We start from the raw sequence: 21,602 nt of genomic DNA on the forward strand, positions 1-21,602 counted from the left end.
TTAAGCGATATAAGCCGCAGATTGGATATGCGCTGTTAGCGCGTACTGACGGAGTAAGACGATGGATATCCGACATTTGCTCTATTTCATCGCGGTTGCTGAAGAGCTGAATTTTCGTAGAGCGGCAGAACGTGTTCATATCGACCAAACGCCTCTATCGCGCGCCATCCGTGATTTGGAAGAGCGCTTGGGTGTAGTTCTTTTTGTCCGTAGGCCTCGTCGGCTCGAACTCACCCCCGCAGGAGACAAACTGCTCGATCATGCACGTAGGCTTGTCATACGCTTGGAGCGCGCGAAACGCGTTGTGCGCGAGACGGATGCGCGCTACCGAGAGCCATTGCGCATAGGTGTGGATGAAAGCTACTCGCAACCGAAACTGGCAGAGTGTCTGGCCCGCTGGCGGACAATTTCTCCAGACGTTCCTTTGGAACTCACAGAAATGGGTGCAGTGGAATTGCTCACCGCTCTGCGAAGTGAGGAGCTTGACGTGGGGTTTTCTTTCGGCCTACCGCATGACGACACCATTTCTCAACAGCCTGCTTGGGTTAGTCCGGGTGTGGCGATCCTGTCGCCGACGCATGAGCTTGCTGGGCATCAAGTGCTTTCTCTCGCGGAACTCCTTCGGTTTCCCGCAATTGCTTGCCAAGCGGCCTCTCATCCGGGGCTGTGCCAGCAGGTGAGAAATGTACTTCAGCAGTATTCTGTTTCTCATACGCCAGTTGCCGAGGCACGTACGTTGACCGGCTATCTCACCCGAGTGGCAGCCGGCCTGGGTGTGGGAATTGCCGGAGCAGATCACATGCGAACGCTGAATCGCGAAGACATAGTGGTGGTTCGACTTGCTGAGCCAATCCACTTCACCACTTACGTGGTTCACAAGTCCTTGAAGTCGGCCTCTCGGTCAGTTCTGCATCGGTTCGTTACTCACGCTACATCTTTGCAATGAGAGTTACGGTGATGGGCTCTCCCACACCGGCAACTCGCAATATTGGCTTTGGACTTAGCTCGCATCTGCTGCGAAGCTCTGTCCGCTTGGCGGCTTGCGCCGAGAGTCGCCAATAGTCGCGAACCAACTATCCCGCCAGCGTACGCCGCTTCACGCTCCAGCGGGTGTGATCCACAGCGTTTCGATTCCAGACTCTATGCCTGCGTGCCGTATTGGAGCGTGCTTGCTGGAATCCATACGCCAAGGAGGTGGCCCCTTATGCCGACTGTATCGACCGGCATCCTGTTCGGACAAATTTTCCTTGTGCTGGGTGTCGCACTGGGTGGCGTGTGGGCAGCCACACAGTGGACTGCAAATGCGCTGGGCTACCAGTCCAGGCTCGGCCCTGAATTGTTCGATGTTTTCGGCATCCCCCTCTACGAGCCGTGGAAGGTGTTCGAGTGGTGGTACTTCTACGACGCCTATGCACCGGAGATCTTCGAGCGAGGCGGAATCATCGCGGCATCGAGCGGGATGTTTGCCACGGGAGCTGCCATTGCGTTGGCCGTGTGGCGTGCGCGGATGGTCGGGCAGGTCACAACCTATGGCTCTGCACGCTGGGCTGAGCAGGACGAGATCGCAAAGGCTGGCCTGACGGACCCTGCCGGGGTTTTCCTAGGTAAGGCTCCCGGCAAGGGGGAGTCCTACCTTCGCCACGAAGGCCCGGAGCACGTGATAGCTTTCGCGCCCACCCGTTCGGGCAAGGGCGTCGGGCTGGTGGTGCCCACGCTGCTCTCCTGGCCTGGCTCCACCGTGATCCACGACATCAAGGGTGAGAACTGGAACCTCACCGCAGGCTGGCGGTCACGTTTCTCGCACTGTCTGCTCTTCAACCCCACCGACGCGAAGTCGGCCGCCTACAACCCTCTGCTCGAAGTCCGCCGCGGCGACCATGAAGTCCGCGACGTGCAGAACATCGCTGACATCCTGGTGGATCCCGAAGGGGCGCTGGAGCGGCGCAACCACTGGGAGAAGACCAGCCACGCACTGTTGGTCGGTGCGATCCTGCATGTGCTCTATGCGAGTGAAGACAAGTCCCTGCGCGGCGTCGCCAATTTCCTGTCCGACCCGGCCTGTCCCTTCGAGGTCACGCTGCACCGCATGATGACCACGCGCCATCTGGCGGAGAGTGTTCACCCCGTGGTGGCGTCTGCCGCCCGCGAAGTTCTCAACAAAAGCGAGAACGAACGCTCGGGCGTGCTGTCCACCGCCATGAGTTTCCTGGGCCTGTACCGCGACCCCACAGTGGCCGAGGTGACTTCTCGCTGCGACTGGCGCATTGCCGACCTGATCTCGGCTGAGCACCCGGTCTCGCTGTACCTCGTGGTGCCGCCTTCCGACATCAGCCGCACCAAGCCACTGATTCGCCTGATCCTCAACCAGGTCGGCCGCCGCCTCACCGAGTCGCTGGATGGCTCGGACGGAATCGAGCGCCGGCACAAGCTGCTGTTGATGCTCGACGAGTTTCCAGCCCTCGGGCGCCTCGACTTCTTCGAATCGGCCCTGGCCTTCATGGCCGGTTACGGCCTGCGAGCCTTCCTGATCGCCCAATCCCTGAACCAGATCGACAAGGCCTACGGACCCAACCACTCGATCCTCGACAACTGCCATGTGCGCATCGCGTTCGCGACCAACGATGAGCGCACGGCCAAGCGGATATCTGAGGCGCTGGGTACCGCGACCGAGCTGCGCGCCCAGCGCAACTATGCCGGTCACAGGCTCGCTCCTTGGCTGGGCCACCTGATGGTGTCGCGCCAGGAGACGGCACGCCCTTTGCTCACGCCCGGAGAGGTTATGCAGCTACCGCCTGAGGATGAGGTGGTGATGGTCTCCGGCCACCCTCCCATCAAGGCCAAGAAGCTGCGCTATTACCTGGATCGCAATTTCACGGGCAGGGTGTTGAAGGCGCCGGTGCTGGTCGCAGGGGCGTATGCAGATCGGCCTGCAGTGCGGGAAGATGACTGGAGTGGGTTGGCTCCGCCCGTGGCGACCAAAGCGGAGATCGTCGACGGAGAGGGGAGGGGGTCCGACGAAGGCGGACATCAGCTCAAGCCCGAGCTGGAGATGGCACCTGTCGATAAGGAGGAGCCCTCCACCGGTGACCTGATGCTGCTGGACGATGATGACGATGTGCCACTGCGGCCCCAGGACGTGGACCGGCAGCTCATGCGCACCGCACGGCTGGCGGCGCTGGATCCGGACGACGGGATTGCGCTATGAGCCGCGCCCGCCTGAACATCTTCATCGAGCCTGCGCACGCCAAGCGGCTGGACCAACTGGCCGTGCACAAAGGCGTATCCAAGTCCGCGATAGTCGCGGCAGCACTCTCTTCGTTCCTCTCGCCCGATGGCGGCGACCAGCGCGAAGCGGCGATGGCCAAGCGGCTGGACCGACTCTCCCGGCAGTTTGATCGCCTGGAGCGCGACCAGAACATCCTGATCGAGACCGTGGCGCTCTACGTCCGCTACTTCCTCACGGTTTCGATCCCGGTGCCCGAGGGGCACCAGGAGGCGGCCCGGGCCCAGGGGCGAGCGCGTTTCGCACAGTTTATCGAGCAGCTGGCCCGCCACCTGCAGCGCGGTCGCAGCCTGGTGCGGGAGGTCCACGAGGAGATCGAGCCGGCAGGCAGTAGCGCGGACCCGGATCCAGAACCTGAAACCGGGAGTGCCGATGGCGCGCAGGCCTGACCAGGAATCGGGCCGCGAGGGCGTCAGCAATGCGGCGGTTTCTCTGGACCGGCGCGTCCGCATGCTGCGCACGGCCTTAGGACCGGAGATCGCTGCAGCCCTCGAAGACCCGGAGGTGGTCGAAGTCATGCTCAACCCGGACGGCTCTTTGTGGGTGGATCGGCTGGGCTCGGGGCGAGAGCCCGCTGGCGCTGCGCTGCCCGCACCCTTGGCCGAACGCATCATCCGGCTGGTGGCTGCGCATGTGCGTGCCGAGGTACATGCAGGCTTGCCCATCCTCTCGGCCGAGCTGCCAGAGACGGGGGAACGTTTTTTGGGGGTGCTGCCGCCCGTGGTGCGAGCGCCTTCGTTCGCTATCCGCAAGCGGGCGCTGCGCATCCTGACCCTGGCCGACTATGTGGCGGATGGCGTGATGTCCGAGACCCAGGCTGCCTTCCTGCGTGCCGCCGTGCACGAGCGCCTGAACATCGTGGTGGCGGGCGGCACCAGCACCGGCAAGACCACGCTGGCCAATGCGCTGCTGGACGAGATCGCCCAGACCCGGGACCGGGTGCTGATCCTCGAAGACACGATGGAGCTGCAGTGCCGATCGGACGATCACGTGGGCATGCGCTCCGAGCCCGGCGTGACCACTATGGCCGACCTGGTGCGCGCCACCCTGCGCCTGCGGCCGGATCGCATCGTGGTTGGAGAGGTGCGCGGCGCCGAGGCGCTGGACCTGCTCAAGGCCTGGGGCACGGGCCATCCTGGCGGCATCGCCACCGTGCATGCGGGCTCCGCCCTGGGCGCGCTCACGCGTCTGGAGCAACTGGTGCAGGAAGTCTCCGTCACCGTGCCGCGCGCGCTGATTGCCGAGGCGGTGAATGTGATCGTTTTCATTGCGGGGCGGGGGAGGGCTAGGCGCGTGCGCGAGATCGCTCGCGTCACCGGGCACGACAGCCAGGGCTACCAGCTGGACACCACGCTGGGGCCACTGCCTTGGGTTTCCTCTTCCCCTGCTTCCTCTTCCTCAACCTCTGGAGAACCGCCATGACGCATTTCCGTGTTTCCGTAAAACCTCTCTGGCAGGCTGCCGCCGTGGCGGCCGTACTGCTGGCCATTGCCGTGCCGGCCCATGCCGCTGGCTCCAACATGCCGTGGGAAGCCCCGCTGCAGTCCATCCTCGAATCCATCCAGGGGCCGGTGGCCCGGATCGTGGCGGTGATCATCATCATTGCGACGGGACTGACGCTGGCGTTTGGCGACACGTCGGGCGGCTTCCGCAAGCTGGTGCAGATCGTCTTCGGGCTGTCTATTGCATTCGCGGCATCCAGCTTCTTTCTGTCGTTCTTCTCGTTCGCTGGTGGGGCGGTGCTGGCATGAATAGCAGCACCATCGCTGACTCTATGCCGGGCTTTGAAGTGCCGCTGCACCGGTCCCTGACCGAGCCCATCCTGATGGGCGGCGCACCGCGCACGGTGGCGATCACCAACGGCACCCTGGCCGCCGCGGTGGGCCTCGGCCTGCAACTGTGGATTCCTGGCCTGGTGCTCTGGATCGCCGGGCATTCACTGGCGGTCTGGGGTGTTCGCATGGATGCGCAGTTCATGCAGGTGTTTGCGCGGCACATCAAGCACCGTGTGCTGCTGGATGTCTGAGGCCAGTTATGGAGAACACCCCATGCTGAACCTCGCTGAATACCGGCGGCGCCCCGCGTTGCTGTCCGACTGGCTGCCTTGGGCCGGACTTGTTGCGCCCGGTGTTGTGCTGAACAAGGACGGTGCGTTCCAGCGCACGGCGCGGTTCCGGGGGCCGGACCTGGACAGTGCGACGCAGGGCGAACTGATTGCCACCTCGGCGCGGCTGAACAATGCGCTGCGGCGCCTGGGCTCGGGCTGGGCGTTGTTTGTGGAGGCCGAGCGCCGGGAGGCGGGTGACTACCCGCGGTCTGTGTTTCCTGAACCGTTGTCCTGGCTGGTCGACGAAGAGCGGCGTTCTGCCTTTGAAGAGGACGCGAGCCACTTTGAGAGCCGCTACCACGTCACGCTGGTCTACCTGCCACCCGAAGAGGGCCGTGCGCGCGCCGCCAAGCTGCTCTATGAGAACAGCAAGACCGACGGCGTGGACTGGCGCGATCGCCTTGAGGCATTTGTGTCCGAGTCGTTGCGCTTTCTGGACCTGCTGGACGGCGTGATGCCGGAGATCGGGTGGTTGGACGACGCGCAGACCCTGACCTATCTGCACGACTGCGTGTCTACGCGTCGGCATCGGGTGTCGGTGCCGGAGGTGCCGATGCACTTGGATGCGCTGTTGGCGGATGAGCCGCTGGTGGGTGGACTGGCGCCGATGCTGGGAGGAATGCATCTGCGCACGCTGTCGGTGCGGGGGTTTCCGACGTCGACGTGGCCGGGTGTGCTGGACGACCTGAACCGGCTGGGTTTCGCCTACCGCTGGTGCACACGCTTTCTTTGCCTGGACAAGGCGGAAGCAGAGACGGGACTGACCCGACTTCGCCGCCAGTGGTTCGCCAAGCGCAAGAACATTGTGGCGCTGTTGCGCGAGACCATCTTTCAGCAGGAGAGCCCGCTGGTGGACTCGGATGCGTCCAACAAGGCAGCAGACGCCGATGCTGCGTTGCAGGCTCTGGGCAGCGACCAGGTGGCGTTTGGCTATGTCACCGCGACGGTGACGGTGCTTGATGCGGACGCGACCGCCGCCGACGAGAAGCTGCGCGCGGTGGAGCGGACCATCCAGGGCCGGGGCTTCGTGACCATCCCCGAGACCCTGAACGCGGTCGAAGCCTGGCTGTCCTCGATCCCTGGGAACGCGTACGCCAATGTGCGCCAGCCCATCGTCTCGACCTTGAACCTGGCGCACATGATGCCGGTGTCGGCAGTTTGGGCTGGTCAAGAGCGCAACAGGCACCTCGACGGGCCGCCGCTGATCGTCACGCGCACGGACGGCGCCACGCCGTTTCGGCTGGTCACGCACATTGGCGACGTGGGCCACACCCTAGTCGTCGGACCCACTGGCATGGGCAAGTCGGTGCTGCTCGCCACCCTGGCGCTGCAATTCCGGCGCTACCCGAACTCGCGCATCCTGGCCTTTGACATGGGGCGCTCGATGCGGGCCACCGTCCTGGGACTCGGCGGTGAGCACTATGACCTAGGACTTGACGGCGAGATCGCTTTTCAGCCGCTGGCGCGCATCGACCAGGAGGGCTACCGCGCATGGGCCTCTGAGTGGGTCGAAGGTCGGTTGATCCACGAGGGTGTGGCTGTGGGCCCGGCCGAGAAGGATGCGGTCTGGTCCGCCCTCAACAGCCTAGCCAGCGCTCCGGTGGAACAGCGCACCCTTACTGGACTGTCTGTGCTGCTGCAGTCGAATGCCCTGCGTCAGGCGCTGCAGCCCTATGTGCTCGGCGGTGCCCACGGCAAGCTGCTCGATGCGGACGTAGACCGGCTGGGGTCCTCGTCGGTTCAGTGCTTCGAGATGGAAGAACTGATGCACAGCAAGGCGGCGACCTTGGCCGTGCTTTCCTATCTGTTCGCGCGTTTCGAGCGGCGTTTTGATGGGGCACCAACCTTGTTGATCCTCGACGAGGCCTGGCTGTTCCTGGACGACCCGGTGTTCGCCACGCGCATTCGCCAGTGGCTCAAGACGCTGCGCAAGAAGAACGTGTCGGTCATCTTCGCCACCCAGTCGCTGGCGGACATCCAGGGCTCCAGCATTGCGCCCGCCATCGTGGAGAGCTGCGCGAGCCGGATTTTTCTGCCGAACCCGCAGGCGACCGAGCCGCAGATCCGGGTGATCTACGAGGGCTTCGGGCTCAACGGCCGGCAGATCGACATCGTCGCGCAGGCCACGCCCAAGCGCGACTACTACTACCAGTCCCGTTTGGGCAACCGGGTGTTCGACCTTGGGCTGGGGCCCGTGGCTCTGGCGTTTGCAGGGGCTTCGTCTCAGGAGCACCAGCGGGACATCGACGAGGTGGCCTCGGCGACCCGCCAGGACTTCGCGGCCGCCTGGCTGCGCCATCGTGGCCTGGAATGGGCTGCGGATCTCATCCCTTCGTTTCCACCGCTTCCTGCGATTTCAAACCACTGAAGGAGGTTTTCATGAACTGCAAGATGAAGTCTCAACTGCGGCGCGTGGCACTGGCGGCCATTGCGGCGCTGACCCTCGGCGCGACCGTGCCCGCGCAGGCCCAGATGTTTGGGGGCCGCATCGTGTTCGATCCATCGAACTTCTCCCAGAACATTCTGACGGCGGCGCGCACGCTGGAGCAGATCAACAACCAGATCCGGCAACTGCAGAACGATGCGCTGAACCTGGCCAAGCTGGATTCCAGCGCGCTGGGCGAGTTGCGGGCGGCGCTTGAGGCGACCAGCCAGCTGATACGCCAGGCGCAGGGGCTGGCGTTCAACGTGCAGCAGATGGAAGGCGAGTTCCGGCGGCTGTACCCGCAGGCCTACACCGCCTCGATCTCGGGCAACCAGATGGCTCTGGATGCGCGCCAGCGTTGGCAGAACTCGCTGGAGGCGCTGCGTACTGCGACTCAGGTGCAGTCGCAGGCGGTGCAGAACTTCGCGAGCGACGAGCGCACGCTCACGGACCTGGTCAACCGCAGCCAGTCGGCCGTGGGTGCGCTGCAGGCCATGCAGGCGACGAACCAGTTGCTGGCCCTGCAGTCGCGGCAGTCCATGCAGGCGCAACAGCTGCAGATCACCCAGGACCGGGCTGTGGCACTGGAGCAGGCACGCCAGGTGGCGGTGCAGGAGCGGGCGCGCGAGGTGCGTCGGCGCTTCCAGGGCGAGGGGACGCCGTACACGGTGGCGCCGGTCGGCTTCTATGGTCAATGAGGAGGGGACAACCATGAAGTCCAAGTACGTTCTGATCATGTCTGCCGCGCTGCTGGTGTCCGCGTGCGACAAGGGGCCTGCCATCGAGTCCGTCGAGTCGCTGGTGGTCAACCCCGATCGGCTCCGGGAGCTGCGCGCTCAGTGCAAGGCTGACCACGCCAAGGTGGGTGATGCGCAGTGCAACGCAGTGGCCGAGGCCACGCGCCAGCGCTTCATGAGTGGCGGGAAAGCGCATATACCGGCTGTGTCCCAGCCCGCATCGTCGCCCGCAAGCGCGGCCTCCAGCGACATCCCCAAGGACTGAGCGCCATGAACGACGTGGCGGTCATCGACCGCTTCCTCGACGTGTTCTCGCGCTACATCGATTCGGGGTTTGGCCTGCTCGGTGGCGAGGTGCGATTCCTGAGCGCCACGCTGATCGTGATCGACGTGACGTTGGCCGGGTTGTTCTGGGCCATGGGCCATGCCTCGGGGCAGGGCGACGATGTGATTGCGCGGCTGATCAAGAAGGTGCTCTATGTGGGGGCGTTCGCTTTCATCATCGGCAACTTCAACCGGCTCGCCGGGATCGTCTTCCAGTCGTTTGCAGGGTTGGGGTTGACCGCATCAGGGTCCGGCATGACCCAGGCTCAGTTCCTGCGGCCGGGGCAACTGGCCAAGGTAGGCATCGATGCGGGCAGACCGATCATGGCGCAGATCAGCGAGTTGACAGGGTTTCCGGAGGTGTTCGCGAACCTCGATGTGATCACCGTGCTGTTCCTAGCTTGGCTGGTCCTGATCGTGAGCTTCTTCGTGCTGGCGGTGCAGCTCTTCGTGACGCTGATCGAGTTCAAGCTGACCACGCTGGCGGGCTTCGTACTCGTGCCGTTCGCGCTGTGGAACAAGACGGCCTTCCTGGCGGAGAAGGTGCTGGGCAACGTGATCTCCTCGGGCATCAAGGTGTTGGTGCTGGCCGTTATCGTTGGGATTGGCTCGGGGCTGTTTGCGGAGTTCAGGACATCGGCAGGGGCGGAGCCCTCCATCGACCGTGCGCTGGTGATCATGCTGGCGGCGCTGGCGATGCTGGGCTTGGGGATCTTTGGGCCGGGGATTGCGACGGGGCTGGTCTCAGGGGCCCCGCAGCTGGGTGCCGGGGCTGCAGTGGGTACGGCCATTGGAGCCACCGGGCTGGCTGTCGCCGGCGGCGCCGCAGTGGCAGGCGCAGGCTCGGCCATGGCTGCAGGGGCACGCATGGCACCCGGCGCCACCAAGGCGGCCATTGGTGGCGGTGCTTCGGCTGCGCGCTCTGCCAGTGCTCTGGCCAGCGGTGCGAAGTCGGGCTACCAGGCGGGCGTCGCGGCTTCGGGCGGCACTGGCGTCCGGGCTGCTGGCGCTGGCGTGAGGAGCGTCGCAAAGGCTGGAGCCTCTGCCATGGGTCAGCGCGTTGCCTCCAGTGCGAAGGCCGTCAAGGACAGCGTCGCAGGCTTTGTCCGCGAGGCTGCAGCACCCACTTCCACTGCGGCTGCTGACACCGCATTCGAGGCCAGTACGTCCCCACCCGCCACTGAACCCGCCTGGGCACAGCGCATGCGGCGCCGGCAGCAGGCCACGCACGCGGCTACCACAGCGGCGCATGCGCTGCGCTCGGGCGACCACGGGGGCAGTGGCTCGGGGCCGAGCCTTCGCGATGACTCGAACTCTTGAGGAGAACCTCCATGCGATTCAAACGACCCCGGGTGCGGTACTCGGAAACGCCCGAGCCCATCACCCCCTACCAGGCCGCAGGGCAGGTCTGGGACGAGCGTATCGGCAGTGCGCGTGTTCAAGCCAAGAACTGGCGGCTGATGGCCTTTGGTTCTCTGTCGCTGGCCTTGCTGATGGCGGGCGGTCTGGTCTGGCGCTCAGCGCAGTCCATCGTGACGCCTTACGTGATTGAGGTGGACCAGGCAGGACAGGTGCGGGCTGTGGGCGAGGCGGCCACGCCCTACAAGCCGGCGGACGCGCAGATTGCGTTTCACCTGGCGAGGTTCATCGGCGGTGTGCGTTCGCTGTCCATCGATCCGATCGTGGTGCGGCAGAGCTGGCTCGAAGCCTATGACTACGCCACGGACAAGGGAGCGGCGGTCCTCAACGAGTACGCGCGCAGCAACGATCCGTTCTCTCGGATCGGGCAGCAGTCGGTGGCTGTGCAGGTCAACAGCGTGGTGCGGGCCAGCGATTCCTCGTTCCAGGTGCGCTGGACCGAGCGGCGCTACGTCAATGGCGAGGCTGCAGGTCTGGACCGCTGGACGGCGGTGTTGTCCATCGTGCTGCAGACCCCTCGCACCGAAGAGCGGCTGCGCAAGAACCCCCTGGGCATCTACGTCAACGGCCTGTCCTGGAGCCGCGAACTCGATGCCAGCGAAGGAGTAAAGAAACCATGAATGCACGAAATCCCTTCCGCGCGCTGCCGCTGGTTCTGCTGGCCGTCCTGGCCACGGGCTGCGGAACCCAGCGCAAGCCTCCCCCATCGATTGCGCTCGATGAGCCCATCCAGGCCCAGGCCTTGCCCGCGCCGCCCAAGCCCATCGAGGTCGTGGCCGTGCCCGAGGTGCTGCCTATGCCAGCGCAGATGAAACCCCTGCCCAAGGGCGGTGAGGCTCGACCCACCCCCGAGCCCAACGACGAAAAGGCCCGCGTGGCGCGCGCCAACGCCGAGGCCCGTGTGGCGCCCACCCGCGAGGGCTATGTCAACGCCATCCAGGTCTGGCCGTACACCGACGGGGCGCTGTACCAGGTCTATGCGGCACCGGGCCGGGTGACGGCCATCGCACTGCAGCCCGGTGAGGAGCTGGTGACGGTCGCCGCCGGAGACACCGTGCGCTGGATCGTGGGCGACACGGCCAGCGGGACCGGTGAGACGCTGCGCGTGAAGGTACTGGTCAAGCCCATCCGCTCGGACCTCAAGACCAACCTGGTCATCACCACGAACCGGCGCACCTACCTGGTCGAATTGACCTCCACCGAGAAGGCCTGGATGGCTTCGGTGTCCTGGGAGTACCCGAAGGACAGGATGCTGGCCCTGCAGCGCCAGGCGCAGGCGGCCCAGGCCGCGGCCCCCATCGAGAGCGGCTTGGCGCTGGAGAAGCTGCGTTTTCGCTACGCCATCGGTGGTGGCAACCCGGCCTGGAAGCCGCTGCGTGCCTTTGATGACGGTGAGAAGGTCTACATCCAGTTCCCGACCAGCATCGCCCAGGGCGAGCTGCCGCCCTTGTTCGTGATCGGGGCGCAGGGGGATGGGCAACTGGTGAACTACCGCTTTCGGCCGCCGTACTACATCGTGGACCGGTTGTTCGGCGCGGCTGAGCTGCGTTTGGGTGGGGCAGGGGGCCGGGACGGCGACGTGGTGCGCATCGAGCGCACCGACGGTGTTGGTGGACGGCTGTGACCATGGACAGCCGCGAATCTTCCAACGCCGCCACCCCATCGCAACCCGCCAAGGTCACACCCGAATCGGTGGCGCTGCGTGCTGCGCCGCGACCCGTGACGCGGTTGAACCGGCGCATGCTGGCAGTTCTCGTGGGTTCTCTGGCTGCCGCCGTGCTGGGCGCCACCATCTGGTCGCTGCAGGGCAGCCACCGGCGTAGCGCGAATCCCTCGGACCTTTACAACGTCGATCGGGTGTCGAAGTCCGAAGGGCTGGACCGTTTGCCGGCCGACTACGGCGGATTTCGGCCGTCAGAAGTGCCCCGGCTCGGGCCTCCGTTGCCGGGGGACCTTGGACCGGCCATCGTGAAAGCGCAGGGGCCGGTGGAGCCGGGCTACGCGCCACCAGGCCATGATCCGGCGGATGCGCTGCGCAAGGAGGCCGAGGCGGCAGCGGGCTCGCCGGTGTTTTTCCGCACGGGGGGAGCGCAGGCGGGTCAGGGTGCGGTGCAATCCGTGGCGATGGCAGCACCTGCGGCGGCATCAGGGCTGGCGGGGTTCGATCCATTGGCGGCGGGGCCTGCCTCGACGGCGGCGCAGCCTGCGGACCCCACGGCCGTTCAGAACCGGCAGGAGCAGAAGGACGCCTTCCTGAAAGGCGGATCCACGGAAACCCGGAATTCAGGAAACCTGCAGATGCCTGCCTCACCCTACCAGGTAATGGCCGGGACGGTGATTCCGGCGGCCCTGGTGACTGGGATCCAGTCGGACCTGCCGGGCGACGTGATTGCCACGGTGACCGAGCCGGTCTACGACACGGCCACTGGGAGGCACCTGCTGATCCCGCAGGGCTCGCGCATCCTGGGGCGCTACAACAGCCAGGTGAGCTATGGGCAGAGCCGGTTGCAGATGGTGTGGAACCGCATCGTCCTGCCAGACACGTCGTCGCTCACGCTCGACAACCTCGTGGGCACCGATCCAGCGGGGCGCGCTGGACTGGAGGACGGGGTGGACTGGCACTGGAGACGGGTGATCGCGGGGGCGGCGCTGACGACCTTGCTGGGGGTGGGCGCCGAACTGGCTGCTCCCGAGAACCGGCAGAACGGCAACCGCGTGGTGATTGCGGGGCGCGATGGACTGCAGGACAGCGTGAACCAGGTAGGGCAGGAGATGACGCGTCGCAACCTGAACCTGCAACCGACTCTCACAGCGCGACCGGGGCTGGCGGTGCGGGTGATCGTGAACCGGGATCTGGTGCTGCGGGTTTATCAGCCGTTGTTCGTCAGTGGCGGCAAAGGAGGAGCGCGATGAGCACTCCGAGGAAATTGCGGCTGGGGCCGCTGCCCAGGACGGAGAGCGTCAAACTGACTTTCACGTGCACGGCAAGTCTGAAGGCGGAGCTGGACCGGTATGCGGCGCTGCATGCGCAAACCTATGGTGAGGCGGTGGATGCCATGGCGCTGGTCCCGCATATGCTGGAGGCGTTCATGGCGCGGGACCGGGGGTTCCGCAGAGTTGGTCCGTCCAGCGGGATGACTTCCGCGAAGTAGCAGTCCTCGGCGATAAAGATGCCAGGCTAACGAGTCTAGGAGGCGTGCAGCCGCTTAGGCGTTATCTCTCAAATCTCAACATGCTGGCTGCATCGTGCTTGCCGCGTGAGGTAACTGATTTTGCTTCGTGGATTACGGCCGCGCCACTTACATCAGTAACTCCGGACCGTTGGCCATTGCCTTTGGTCTGGCTGGTGACGCATCACGCAATTTGCGTGTGGCACCGGTTCCAACCACGGTCGAGCGAGGCCATGTGTTTCTCCAAGAGTCTTGGCCCGAAAGTCCAGTGCAAAAGGTTAAGCAGACCTCAAAAGTGTGGCTCTAAATTGTGTCATCTGGTGAGTCATTCTGAGGGTGCCACTGTTGCATTCTGTTTAGGTATGGTCTGCACAAATCCCGCCGATTCGCGCAGATCTTCCGTGGAGCTACTGTTCGAAGGTCGCGACTCGCCCTTGCGGGCTTTGGCTGCTGCAAAGCGTCTGCGGTCTCGCGCAGTGTCTGGGGCCTGAGGTTTGTTTGCTTCCGACCTATGCCGTGCGAGTGAGGCTTTTAGGGCGTAGTCCAGGGTTTGAGCGCAATAATGCGGCTGGCGTCTTCCTGGGCCCGCATCCAAGCGGCGGTCGCCGGGCAGCGCAGTCCGATGAGCTGCTCGACCTTGCTCAGGTCGTCGAGTAGGTTGCGTTTGAAGATGGGCTCATGGTGCGCGATGCGGTTACGCAACTGGCGCACGACTTCGAGGTCCTTGTAGACCTCATCCCGAACGTCGGCAATGCTTTTGGACTGGCCGTGGTGGGGTAGTACTGCCGTCAGGTGTGGTGTCCACAGCCGTTTGTCAAACCGTTGCGTGAACATGGTCTGCCAGAAGATGAATTTCAGCTCCGGTATGACCTTGCCCGTCGTGTTAAAACGGGCGCCGGTTGCCTGCAGGTCGCTGCGCGCGCGGTAGCCGGTCTGCGGCATGGGAAGGCTGCGCAGGAGGCCAGTAGACCAGGGCCAGTTGGCACCATAGACGAGCTCCAGTGCATCCGAGACGGCATTGCGGATGGCCACCTCGCACATATGCAGCGGCAGTAGGAGTGCAGAGGACACCTGGGCGTTCCAGCCGTAGAGCGCCAAGGCGTCGGCCGGATTGGACTGCTGCGGAATGCGCGTGGTCGCGATTTCGTAGGTGGCCATGCGCGCGCGCGACAGTGTTGTCAGGATGGCCAGTTCGGGGGGCGTTGTAGACATTTTTTCTTCGAGTTATACTTACAGCACTAGCCATGGGACTTGTCGGCGCGAGCCTCCCCCCGTGGACAGACGATAGTTTGGAAAGCCCGCCTATGGTGGGCTTTTCCTTTTGTAGCTCCAGATCGAGGAACGCCCGGCAGGATCGGCGGTCATGCCAGGGCCTTGTGCCAGGGCTGTTGGGCGGGGTTTATCCATAGGCGGTGTCCTGTCTGAGCACCGCCAGGTGCATTTCGAGTTCGCTGAGTTGGGCTTGTAGCTTCAGGCGTTCGGCGCGCAAGGCCTCCAGGTCCACCTGCTCCTCCTGCGTCTGGACCTGAATGTAGTGACCCACATTGAGGTTGAATTCGTTGTCCGCGATGTCCCCCAGCGACACCAGCCGTGAATAGGCCGTGTCCTGTTGTCGCTGGCGGTAGGTCTGCACGATGCGCTGCAGGTTGGTCGGTCCCAGCGTATTCTGGGTCTTGCCATATTCGAAGAAGTTGCTGCCATCGATGAACAGCACTTTTTCATCCTGCTTGCAGCGGCGCAGCACCAGAATTGCAACCGGGATAGCCGTGCTGGGCATCAGCTTGGCTGGCAAAGCGATCACCGCATCGAACAGATTTTCCTCCAGCAGCTTGCGCCGGATCTGCGCTTCGGCGCCACCGCGGAAAAGAGCGCCCATCGGCATTACCACTGCCATGCGCCCGTGTGTCATAGACATGGACTCGACCATGTGACTGATGAAGGCGTAGTTGGCCGAGGTCGCCGGCGGGATGCCCCGCCAGAACCGTCCGAGCGGGTCCACATTCCCGGCTTCGCGCTGCCAGCCAGCCACGTTGTACGGGGGACTCGACAGAACTACGTCGAATGTGCGCAGCTTGTTGTTCGGCGCGATGAACTTGGGATCCTGCAGGACATCACCCCATGCCAGATAGGTGCGATTCTCGTTGTGCAGAACCATGTTCAGCCGCGCAAGTGCGAGCGTCTCGCCGTTGATCTCCTGGCCATACAGTTCGCAGCCTGCGTCGTCACCGTTTTGGCGTGCGCGTTGACTGCCTGCTATGAGCGCTCCGCCGGTGCCGCAGCAGGGGTCCATGATGGACTCGCCATCCCGAGGCTCCAGCAGTTCCGCCATTAGCCGACTGATCGCTGGAGGCGTGAAGAACTCGACACCACGTTTGCCCAGAGTCCCAGCCATGGTGGTCAGCAAGGTGTCGCAAGCATATGCCGCTGCCGCGAAGGAGCTTGCGTCCGCCTGCCTGAAATCCAACGCCGAGTCATGACCTATGACAGCCATGAGGCGGCCCAGGGTGCGGTCACGCTCCTTCGTTTCGCCCAGGCGGGTCGAGCTGAAACGCAGTCCTTGGATACCGTCCAGATGCATGCGGTTGGCTGCCGCCAGCGCATGGAAGGCTGCATCCAGCCGATCGCCGATGCCAGGCATCTCGCTGTTCTCCAGCAGTGCGTGGAAGTCGACCGTTGTCGGCAGCTCCAGGTGGCGCAAGGGGCTGGGCACGGCAGCATCCGCACCGTGGCCGAGCTGCACCCAGCCGGGGGCCTGGATGTCGCTGAGGAACTTCAACGCTAGGATGCCGATGACGACGTCGCGATAGCCCTCCAGATCCAACGATCCCTGGCGTAGGATGCTGTACGCGTGCTGGGTCACCGCGTCGACAGCTGCGGTGCGTGCTGCATCAAGCATGGTCGCCCTCCGCATGCAGCCACAGCTCGGACAGGCGTGCCGCTTCTTTTTCGTCCAGCGTGTTGAGGCGCAGGCGCGCGGCCACAGCTTGCTGCGTGGTGACGTACAGTTCGGCGATACGCCGTTGCGTCATGACCGGAGGAATTTCCAGTTCCAGACTAAGCAATTCATTCTTGTTGATGGCCTGGATGGCGGTGCCCGTGGCGCGCGCTTTGATTTTCGCCTGGGTGGCCGGCCGGTTGAGGTACCAAGTTAGGTAGCGAGGGTCGACATTTTCGACGCTATGGATGATATGGAACTGGCCAACCGGGCACACGGGTTCTGGCGCACCTTCGAATAGCCATACCGGGTTCTGGTCACCACGCGACACGATGATGATGTCGCCCGGCGCCAGGCAGTGGTCAAGGAAACGCGGTTCGACCTCGACTTTGCGCAACTCCGCCCAGTCGATGGACTTACCCCGCACCATGTGGCGAATGGTCAGCGCACGGACATTGCCCTGCAGGGATTCCTGCGGAGCCTTGTCCCGAAAGACCGGGGCGCTGCGGATGGTGGCAAGTCTCGAGAGTTTCATAATGTTCTACTTCTGGCGTAATTCTACAATTTTGGTTGAATGATTGCAAATCGTAATGTTGTACTTCAATAGATGGCAACATGCATGTGCACGGCTTGCGCACTTGCCGAGGCAGCACTTGCGGTATCCGATGTCATGGCCTCTGACGGCTAACCTCGCTGGATCGGAGGCCGAAAGCTGCAACACGAGGTGCAGGACTGTGCAGGCAGGGGATTTTCTGGGCGCGACGCTGAAGTCGCATCGTCCTGCGGGGAACTACGAACGCAGGGGGCTATCTCAGCATCGCATCTCGATGGCATGCGCTGGAATGGGTGAATCTGCAAGCTCTACTCGATGAAACAGGAGGCGCGTGCAGAACGGCGATTGGATCGCTGTGTGCGTTACCTTTGGACTTGAGACGTTGAGCACGTCCGCAAAGTGCAAGCAAGCAGTTGAACTGAGATTGATTATTCACCGTCCGCTTGCGCTGCAGAGCAGCCCGCTGAAGATGCCATCGCGTACGGCAGCGTCGACCAATGCCGAAAACCGCGCAGCGCGTGAATCGACCGGGTGGAAGCGATGTCAAAAACCGACACGAACTTGCCATGTTCAGCGCTGGCCCCATCAAGCCCCCTACACACCGCATCAATCAGCTACGCCCGGGCGTCTTGTCAGGCTGCGATATCAAGGTAAATGACTACGGCTTGCTCCTCTGGATCCCCGTGCATGTCGCCGAGAACGTTCGCGGCGCAAGCCATGATGTTGTTCAGACCAACCCAGAATCTGGACGCCATGCGCGCAATCGTGGTACTTGGTGCTTGAAGATAGCAGTCCACAGCAGACATGAGAGCGGTATGAAGAAGGCAATCTTGGCACCCGTAAGCGTCCATGTTGCTGTCTTCAAATTGCCTTGAAGATGTAAACCTGCCTTCCTCAAATCGCAGACACTTGTTAATGGCAATTTGGATAACAATTTTCTGATTCGACCCGTGCTGTCTCATCAGCGCTAGGTCTAAGGAGGGATGTGACGTGAAGTGGACTATCGAGCAGTTCCTGCAGGAGCTCAAGCGGCTGCTCAAGCCGGATGTCATCGGTTTTTACGAGAGCTTTGAGATCACAGAAATCGTTGGTTTCCAGAAGGATGGGACAGCAACCAACTTCCTCACCCTGTTCGTTGCCGAGTCCGGCAAAGCTCCTGAAGGACCTGTCAAGCCCGAGTTCCTCACTCCCAATCGCATCGAGCTCAAGGGAAGCAACTACAAGTTTGGTGTCTTCAGGTCTCGTGTTCCCACGCAGTTCCTGATTGACACAATCGAGAGCTTTGCCAGAACTGGTGAATGGCAGATTGGTTCTAAACCGCTGAAGGTAGGCAAGCTCGCGCCTGTGGTGCCGCAGTTTGTCCATCCTGACTTTAATGACCCGCACCCGTGGAACGCGGTCCTGAAGAACAACTTCTTCGAAGGCTCGCACGTCTTGGAGCTCTTCGACACGACCAAGGATGCCGCGCGATTCCTGCTGAATGACTCGAGGCTACTGATCGAGCTTGCCGAGCAGGTACGCACAACCGTCCTGATGGACATTGACGGCTTGTCTGATCGTCTTGGGAACATCGTCATCCAGCTGCCCGTAACTGTCATCACGACCGGGATGCGAGGCTCAGAGGTTGGTGACCAAGGTGTGCGTCTTGCATGGCACGAGAAGGCAACCCCGAGGCCATTGCGTATTTCTGGCGAAATCTATAAAGACTCGACAGTCGATGCCTTTGACTCCAAGCAGGTGGGTACTCATCCCATCGCTCCGGAGGCCAGCGCCTTGAAGATGCGCTCGCCAGGGGGGGGCGCGCGCACTTACATCTGGGACGATTTGAACCAAGTCCTGTTGAGTGCCAGTCCCGTACAGACATTCCTCCTGAGGGCCGGTATCTCAATACATGCAACCAGCATTGACGACCCAGGTGAGCCATGGCGGGAGTTCTCGATTCCGGTGAAGGGTACGGCGCCCAAATCCGAAAAAGTTGAACTCAAGCGGGTAATGAAGCCCAATTTCGTCGGCAGCCTTCCAGAGCAGCCGCGCGAGCCTTGGCGTACGGAACGTATTTTCAAACTCTCTGCCAGGCAACTATTGGAGCGAAAAGAGTTCGTCCAGTACGGACAGTTCACTGGCCGTGGTCGCAAGGACGCATTGGATGACATCCGCTTTCTGATCGAGATGCACGGCGCGTTGGGTGCGTGGCTTTGGGACCCCTTCCTCAAGTCCGATGATGTTTTACAGACGCTCTTCTTCAGCCCTCACAAGGGCGCTGATTTGAGGGCGCTCTCCAACGGGAACCGCATCGAGTCTTCTGAGGACGATGAGGAGGATGACGCTATTGCACAAACGCCTGCTTCGGCTCTTGTGACGGGCGCTTCTAGCAGGGAGCGGTGGGGGAGCTGCTTGACGGGGTGGTTCCGGCGAACGGCTGCGGCCACCGCACCTGTTGACAAGTCTGCTATCTGGCTGAAGGAGCAGCGCGAGGTGCTTGAGGCCAACTGCGGCAATCGGGTGGGGTTGACGCTCCAGTTTCGCCTGCGACGTCGGGGCGCGGGCTGGAAGTTCCATGACCGCTTCCTAATTTTCCCGCAGCAGGAAGGCCGCGCTCTCGCGTGGTCGCTCGGAACATCGGTCAACAGCCTTGGCGCGAGCCACCACATTTTGCAGAAGGTCAGCAACCCAGAGCTGGTCCAGAACGCGTTTCTCACTCTATGGGATCGCCTCGACGATGAACAATTTAAGGTTTGGGCGTCCAAATGAATCCGGATGCGTCTCCGCTGGTCAAAGACATCTTCGAAAAGGCCGCGCAGCCTGGGCCAGTTCGCGAGCCTGCTGCCGTGGCTGCGGCGTTGGCGAAGCTCGCTTCTGAAAGCGAAACCCCCGGCATAGATATGACTACGCTGGAGGAGGCTCTGGACGCAGAGTTTCCGTGGCGTAATCAGTTGGTATTCCAGTCTCGCCAGCCTGGCCCAGATGAGCGGGAGGTGTGGGCTCAGGCCGTCCGCTGGTTGATTAATGCGATAGTTGCGACGCGTACCGACTCTGACCTAGACGCTATCCGGTTCCAGGTAATGCTGGCCGCGCTAGGCATTTTGGACGTCGGCGGAGAAGGCGTGGGTGCCGTCATTGACCGTTTCGCTGGCACGCACGTCGTGGCAAGCGTTGCATCGCTAGTGACCCGCCTAGCGTTCTTGCCAGGCGAGTTGGACGAAAACTCAAAGGCAACCCTTAAGGATCTTACCGAACGAATTAGCGCGGGCGACTTCAAGAGCCTTCAGCAGTCACTGCCTGGAATGCAGCTTAACTTCGGCCCAGATATCTGGTCGGCAGTTTTTCTTCTTTGGAAGCTTGATGCGGCGCTACTTGCTCGCCTTCTTGATCAGCGCGGAGACTTCACGTTTGCCATGATGGTTTGCTCGATCCTTGGCTCACAGTCGCCCTTGTTTGCGTTGCAGGTTCAGTCCGTGACGTTCAAGTTCCTGAGCATCCCTTGGCTTGAGCGCTTGACCAACGCCAATTCTGGGGTGACTGCTGGCGGTGTTCTCAAGGATCTGCTGCTGCAGGTCGCCAAGACGTCACACTGGAAGGGTTGGCTCAACGCCTCCTATGCGTATCCCGAGGCACGTAGCGCGCAAGCTAGGGCCACGCTAGCCGAGGCGCTGGTCCAACTCGACGAGCCGCAGTGGTGTGACTTCATCGAAGCAGTCGCGTTATCGACGTGGCGGGGCTCCCCTGAGGGATTGGCCGACATTCTCATTCAGGTTGCCGACCAGTTGGGGTATAGCAAGATGCAACCCTTCTGGGATGCTGCGTTCGCCCGCTGGGATGCTTGGGGCTACGGCAACTCGCATGCCCAATTCCTGGGCTCTCCGACCGCATGCTCATTTGACTTCCCGGTGGCTATGTACTACGCGCGCTTGCCAGCGCAGCAGCGCCTGGCAGAAGAGGTGCGGCTGCAGCAGGAAATCGCCAACATCGAGCAGCGGTGGTTCGCAAACGAGTCGCAACTGTGCTCAGAGCGCAATCGCCTTGCCTCGCGTTTGCGCCTAGTCCGTCATGGGGCAGTTCTTGCTGCCGGTGGAAATCATACTTTGCCTGGTCCGGTTCGCGCTGATAGCGAGTACGCCGAGGTGCGCTACCGGTACCACAATATCGACGAAGCTATCGCTAGGACCGTTGCGCGCTGAGATGCTGGCACGGTGGGACGCACGTGTACTCCACCCCGCGCTGTCTCACTGCCGCGCGCCCAGCACAGCCGAAGGTTGCCACACAACAGATCTGAACCGTTTTTTTGGACCTTAGCTGAGGCGTTTTTCTATTGCCGCTGTGATGCTATGAGAAGCTGATAGGTCTGTTCTAGGCTGACTGCTGCCAGTCAGTTTGGGCCGGTGGCCGGCACCTCGTTCCGAAACCAGCCACTCGGAGCTGACAAGAGGCGCGACCGCTTGTCACTCGGCAGCTGCCCTTCGCTTCGTAATTACTAGGTGGTTATCGGTGACCCGCACGCTGCTCGCCATCTGTGACTGATGCGTGCCGAGGCGGGTTGACGGTGAGATCGGGACAGAACCGGCACCGGTAGGACTGCAGGCGTCATTATTGCAAGCAGGAATATGAAGATTGTGTCGGCAGCATGTTTCATCCCTCGTATTGCCCACGCC

At 62.7% G+C, this 21,602-nt stretch carries 20 protein-coding genes; 16 read left to right on the top strand and 4 right to left on the bottom strand.

The window, feature by feature from the left end:
* The first annotated feature begins 61 nt into the window (after window positions 1–61).
* From LPA35_RS18980 to LPA35_RS19045, 14 genes are all read left to right on the top strand, one after another.
* Window positions 62–946, top strand: a complete 885-nt coding sequence (locus LPA35_RS18980) for a LysR substrate-binding domain-containing protein (protein WP_228898184.1) — start codon at window positions 62–64, stop codon at window positions 944–946.
* 258 nt (window positions 947–1,204) lie between these two features.
* Window positions 1,205–3,205 (top strand): conjugal transfer protein TraG, encoded by a 2,001-nt coding sequence (locus LPA35_RS18985; protein WP_228898185.1) that lies wholly within the window; start codon window positions 1,205–1,207, stop codon window positions 3,203–3,205.
* Window positions 3,202–3,672, top strand: coding sequence for a CopG family transcriptional regulator (locus LPA35_RS18990; RefSeq protein ID WP_218299951.1), 471 nt, complete (start codon window positions 3,202–3,204; stop codon window positions 3,670–3,672). The genes LPA35_RS18985 and LPA35_RS18990 overlap by 4 nt, the downstream gene beginning before the upstream one ends.
* On the top strand, window positions 3,656–4,705 hold the full coding sequence (gene trbB / locus LPA35_RS18995; protein ID WP_228898186.1) for a P-type conjugative transfer ATPase TrbB: 1,050 nt from the start codon (window positions 3,656–3,658) through the stop codon (window positions 4,703–4,705). Before LPA35_RS18990 ends, trbB begins: the two co-directional genes overlap by 17 nt.
* The gene (locus LPA35_RS19000) at window positions 4,702–5,034 is read left to right on the top strand and encodes a TrbC/VirB2 family protein (RefSeq protein WP_228898187.1); all 333 of its coding nucleotides are present in this window, start codon (window positions 4,702–4,704) and stop codon (window positions 5,032–5,034) included. The genes trbB and LPA35_RS19000 overlap by 4 nt, the downstream gene beginning before the upstream one ends.
* Window positions 5,031–5,309, top strand: a complete 279-nt coding sequence (locus tag LPA35_RS19005) for a VirB3 family type IV secretion system protein (RefSeq protein WP_228898188.1) — start codon at window positions 5,031–5,033, stop codon at window positions 5,307–5,309. The genes LPA35_RS19000 and LPA35_RS19005 overlap by 4 nt, the downstream gene beginning before the upstream one ends.
* 22 nt (window positions 5,310–5,331) lie before the next feature.
* Window positions 5,332–7,758, top strand: a complete 2,427-nt coding sequence (gene trbE, locus LPA35_RS19010) for a conjugal transfer protein TrbE (RefSeq protein ID WP_228898189.1) — start codon at window positions 5,332–5,334, stop codon at window positions 7,756–7,758.
* A gap of 23 nt (window positions 7,759–7,781) precedes the next feature.
* Complete coding sequence (gene trbJ / locus LPA35_RS19015; RefSeq protein WP_228898439.1) at window positions 7,782–8,513, top strand: P-type conjugative transfer protein TrbJ; 732 nt, start codon at window positions 7,782–7,784, stop codon at window positions 8,511–8,513.
* A 13-nt stretch (window positions 8,514–8,526) separates the two neighbouring features.
* Window positions 8,527–8,817, top strand: a complete 291-nt coding sequence (locus LPA35_RS19020) for an EexN family lipoprotein (protein ID WP_228898190.1) — start codon at window positions 8,527–8,529, stop codon at window positions 8,815–8,817.
* Between the two features lie 5 nt (window positions 8,818–8,822).
* Window positions 8,823–10,196, top strand: coding sequence for a P-type conjugative transfer protein TrbL (trbL, locus tag LPA35_RS19025; protein ID WP_228898192.1), 1,374 nt, complete (start codon window positions 8,823–8,825; stop codon window positions 10,194–10,196).
* Between the two features lie 11 nt (window positions 10,197–10,207).
* Window positions 10,208–10,915: a conjugal transfer protein TrbF gene (gene trbF / locus LPA35_RS19030; RefSeq protein ID WP_228898193.1), complete on the top strand. Its 708-nt coding sequence runs from the start codon at window positions 10,208–10,210 to the stop codon at window positions 10,913–10,915.
* Window positions 10,912–11,919, top strand: a complete 1,008-nt coding sequence (gene trbG / locus LPA35_RS19035) for a P-type conjugative transfer protein TrbG (protein WP_228898195.1) — start codon at window positions 10,912–10,914, stop codon at window positions 11,917–11,919. The genes trbF and trbG overlap by 4 nt, the downstream gene beginning before the upstream one ends.
* A gap of 2 nt (window positions 11,920–11,921) precedes the next feature.
* Window positions 11,922–13,208 (top strand): TrbI/VirB10 family protein, encoded by a 1,287-nt coding sequence (locus LPA35_RS19040; protein ID WP_228898196.1) that lies wholly within the window; start codon window positions 11,922–11,924, stop codon window positions 13,206–13,208.
* Entirely contained in the window at window positions 13,205–13,447 is a 243-nt protein-coding gene (locus tag LPA35_RS19045; RefSeq protein WP_055402799.1) for a DUF2274 domain-containing protein, read from the top strand. The genes LPA35_RS19040 and LPA35_RS19045 overlap by 4 nt, the downstream gene beginning before the upstream one ends.
* A 549-nt stretch (window positions 13,448–13,996) precedes the next feature.
* On the opposite strand, the gene LPA35_RS19050 is transcribed toward LPA35_RS19045, so the two are convergent.
* The 4 genes from LPA35_RS19050 to LPA35_RS19065 all read right to left on the bottom strand — a co-directional run bounded on the left by LPA35_RS19050 (window position 13,997) and on the right by LPA35_RS19065 (window position 17,759).
* Window positions 13,997–14,677 (bottom strand): hypothetical protein, encoded by a 681-nt coding sequence (locus LPA35_RS19050; protein ID WP_228898197.1) that lies wholly within the window; start codon window positions 14,675–14,677, stop codon window positions 13,997–13,999.
* Window positions 14,678–14,864: 187 nt separating this feature from the next.
* A complete protein-coding gene (locus LPA35_RS19055) occupies window positions 14,865–16,361 on the bottom strand; it encodes an N-6 DNA methylase (RefSeq protein WP_228898198.1) in 1,497 nt (498 codons plus the stop codon).
* Window positions 16,354–16,935 (bottom strand): restriction endonuclease subunit S, encoded by a 582-nt coding sequence (locus LPA35_RS19060; RefSeq protein WP_228898199.1) that lies wholly within the window; start codon window positions 16,933–16,935, stop codon window positions 16,354–16,356. Before LPA35_RS19060 ends, LPA35_RS19055 begins: the two co-directional genes overlap by 8 nt.
* A gap of 650 nt (window positions 16,936–17,585) precedes the next feature.
* Window positions 17,586–17,759, bottom strand: a complete 174-nt coding sequence (locus LPA35_RS19065; protein WP_228898202.1) for a hypothetical protein — start codon at window positions 17,757–17,759, stop codon at window positions 17,586–17,588.
* A gap of 184 nt (window positions 17,760–17,943) precedes the next feature.
* Here LPA35_RS19065 and LPA35_RS19070 point away from each other — a divergent pair, with 184 nt between their 5' ends.
* Together LPA35_RS19070 and LPA35_RS19075 are read left to right on the top strand one after the other, a co-directional pair.
* Entirely contained in the window at window positions 17,944–19,704 is a 1,761-nt protein-coding gene (locus LPA35_RS19070) for a VPA1262 family N-terminal domain-containing protein (protein WP_228898203.1), read from the top strand.
* Window positions 19,701–21,131: a hypothetical protein gene (locus tag LPA35_RS19075; RefSeq protein ID WP_228898204.1), complete on the top strand. Its 1,431-nt coding sequence runs from the start codon at window positions 19,701–19,703 to the stop codon at window positions 21,129–21,131. Before LPA35_RS19070 ends, LPA35_RS19075 begins: the two co-directional genes overlap by 4 nt.
* Window positions 21,132–21,602: the final 471 nt, after the last annotated feature.

The sequence above is a fragment of the Acidovorax sp. Leaf73 genome (assembly GCF_916855635.1).
In the GTDB taxonomy this organism is placed as follows: domain Bacteria; phylum Pseudomonadota; class Gammaproteobacteria; order Burkholderiales; family Burkholderiaceae_C; genus Acidovorax; species Acidovorax facilis.

Excerpts from the sequence above, each read along its gene's own strand:
- LPA35_RS18980 (WP_228898184.1), top strand. The coding sequence starts at position 62 with ATGGATATCCGACATTTGCTCTATTTCATCGCGGTTGCTGAAGAGCTG.
- LPA35_RS18985 (WP_228898185.1), top strand. The coding sequence starts at position 1,205 with ATGCCGACTGTATCGACCGGCATCCTGTTCGGACAAATTTTCCTTGTG.
- LPA35_RS18990 (WP_218299951.1), top strand. The coding sequence starts at position 3,202 with ATGAGCCGCGCCCGCCTGAACATCTTCATCGAGCCTGCGCACGCCAAG.
- trbB (WP_228898186.1), top strand. The coding sequence starts at position 3,656 with ATGGCGCGCAGGCCTGACCAGGAATCGGGCCGCGAGGGCGTCAGCAAT.
- LPA35_RS19000 (WP_228898187.1), top strand. The coding sequence starts at position 4,702 with ATGACGCATTTCCGTGTTTCCGTAAAACCTCTCTGGCAGGCTGCCGCC.
- LPA35_RS19005 (WP_228898188.1), top strand. The coding sequence starts at position 5,031 with ATGAATAGCAGCACCATCGCTGACTCTATGCCGGGCTTTGAAGTGCCG.
- trbE (WP_228898189.1), top strand. The coding sequence starts at position 5,332 with ATGCTGAACCTCGCTGAATACCGGCGGCGCCCCGCGTTGCTGTCCGAC.
- trbJ (WP_228898439.1), top strand. The coding sequence starts at position 7,782 with ATGAAGTCTCAACTGCGGCGCGTGGCACTGGCGGCCATTGCGGCGCTG.
- LPA35_RS19020 (WP_228898190.1), top strand. The coding sequence starts at position 8,527 with ATGAAGTCCAAGTACGTTCTGATCATGTCTGCCGCGCTGCTGGTGTCC.
- trbL (WP_228898192.1), top strand. The coding sequence starts at position 8,823 with ATGAACGACGTGGCGGTCATCGACCGCTTCCTCGACGTGTTCTCGCGC.
- trbF (WP_228898193.1), top strand. The coding sequence starts at position 10,208 with ATGCGATTCAAACGACCCCGGGTGCGGTACTCGGAAACGCCCGAGCCC.
- trbG (WP_228898195.1), top strand. The coding sequence starts at position 10,912 with ATGAATGCACGAAATCCCTTCCGCGCGCTGCCGCTGGTTCTGCTGGCC.
- LPA35_RS19040 (WP_228898196.1), top strand. The coding sequence starts at position 11,922 with ATGGACAGCCGCGAATCTTCCAACGCCGCCACCCCATCGCAACCCGCC.
- LPA35_RS19045 (WP_055402799.1), top strand. The coding sequence starts at position 13,205 with ATGAGCACTCCGAGGAAATTGCGGCTGGGGCCGCTGCCCAGGACGGAG.
- LPA35_RS19050 (WP_228898197.1), bottom strand. The coding sequence starts at position 14,677 with ATGTCTACAACGCCCCCCGAACTGGCCATCCTGACAACACTGTCGCGC.
- LPA35_RS19055 (WP_228898198.1), bottom strand. The coding sequence starts at position 16,361 with ATGCTTGATGCAGCACGCACCGCAGCTGTCGACGCGGTGACCCAGCAC.
- LPA35_RS19060 (WP_228898199.1), bottom strand. The coding sequence starts at position 16,935 with ATGAAACTCTCGAGACTTGCCACCATCCGCAGCGCCCCGGTCTTTCGG.
- LPA35_RS19065 (WP_228898202.1), bottom strand. The coding sequence starts at position 17,759 with ATGTCTGCTGTGGACTGCTATCTTCAAGCACCAAGTACCACGATTGCG.
- LPA35_RS19075 (WP_228898204.1), top strand. The coding sequence starts at position 19,701 with ATGAATCCGGATGCGTCTCCGCTGGTCAAAGACATCTTCGAAAAGGCC.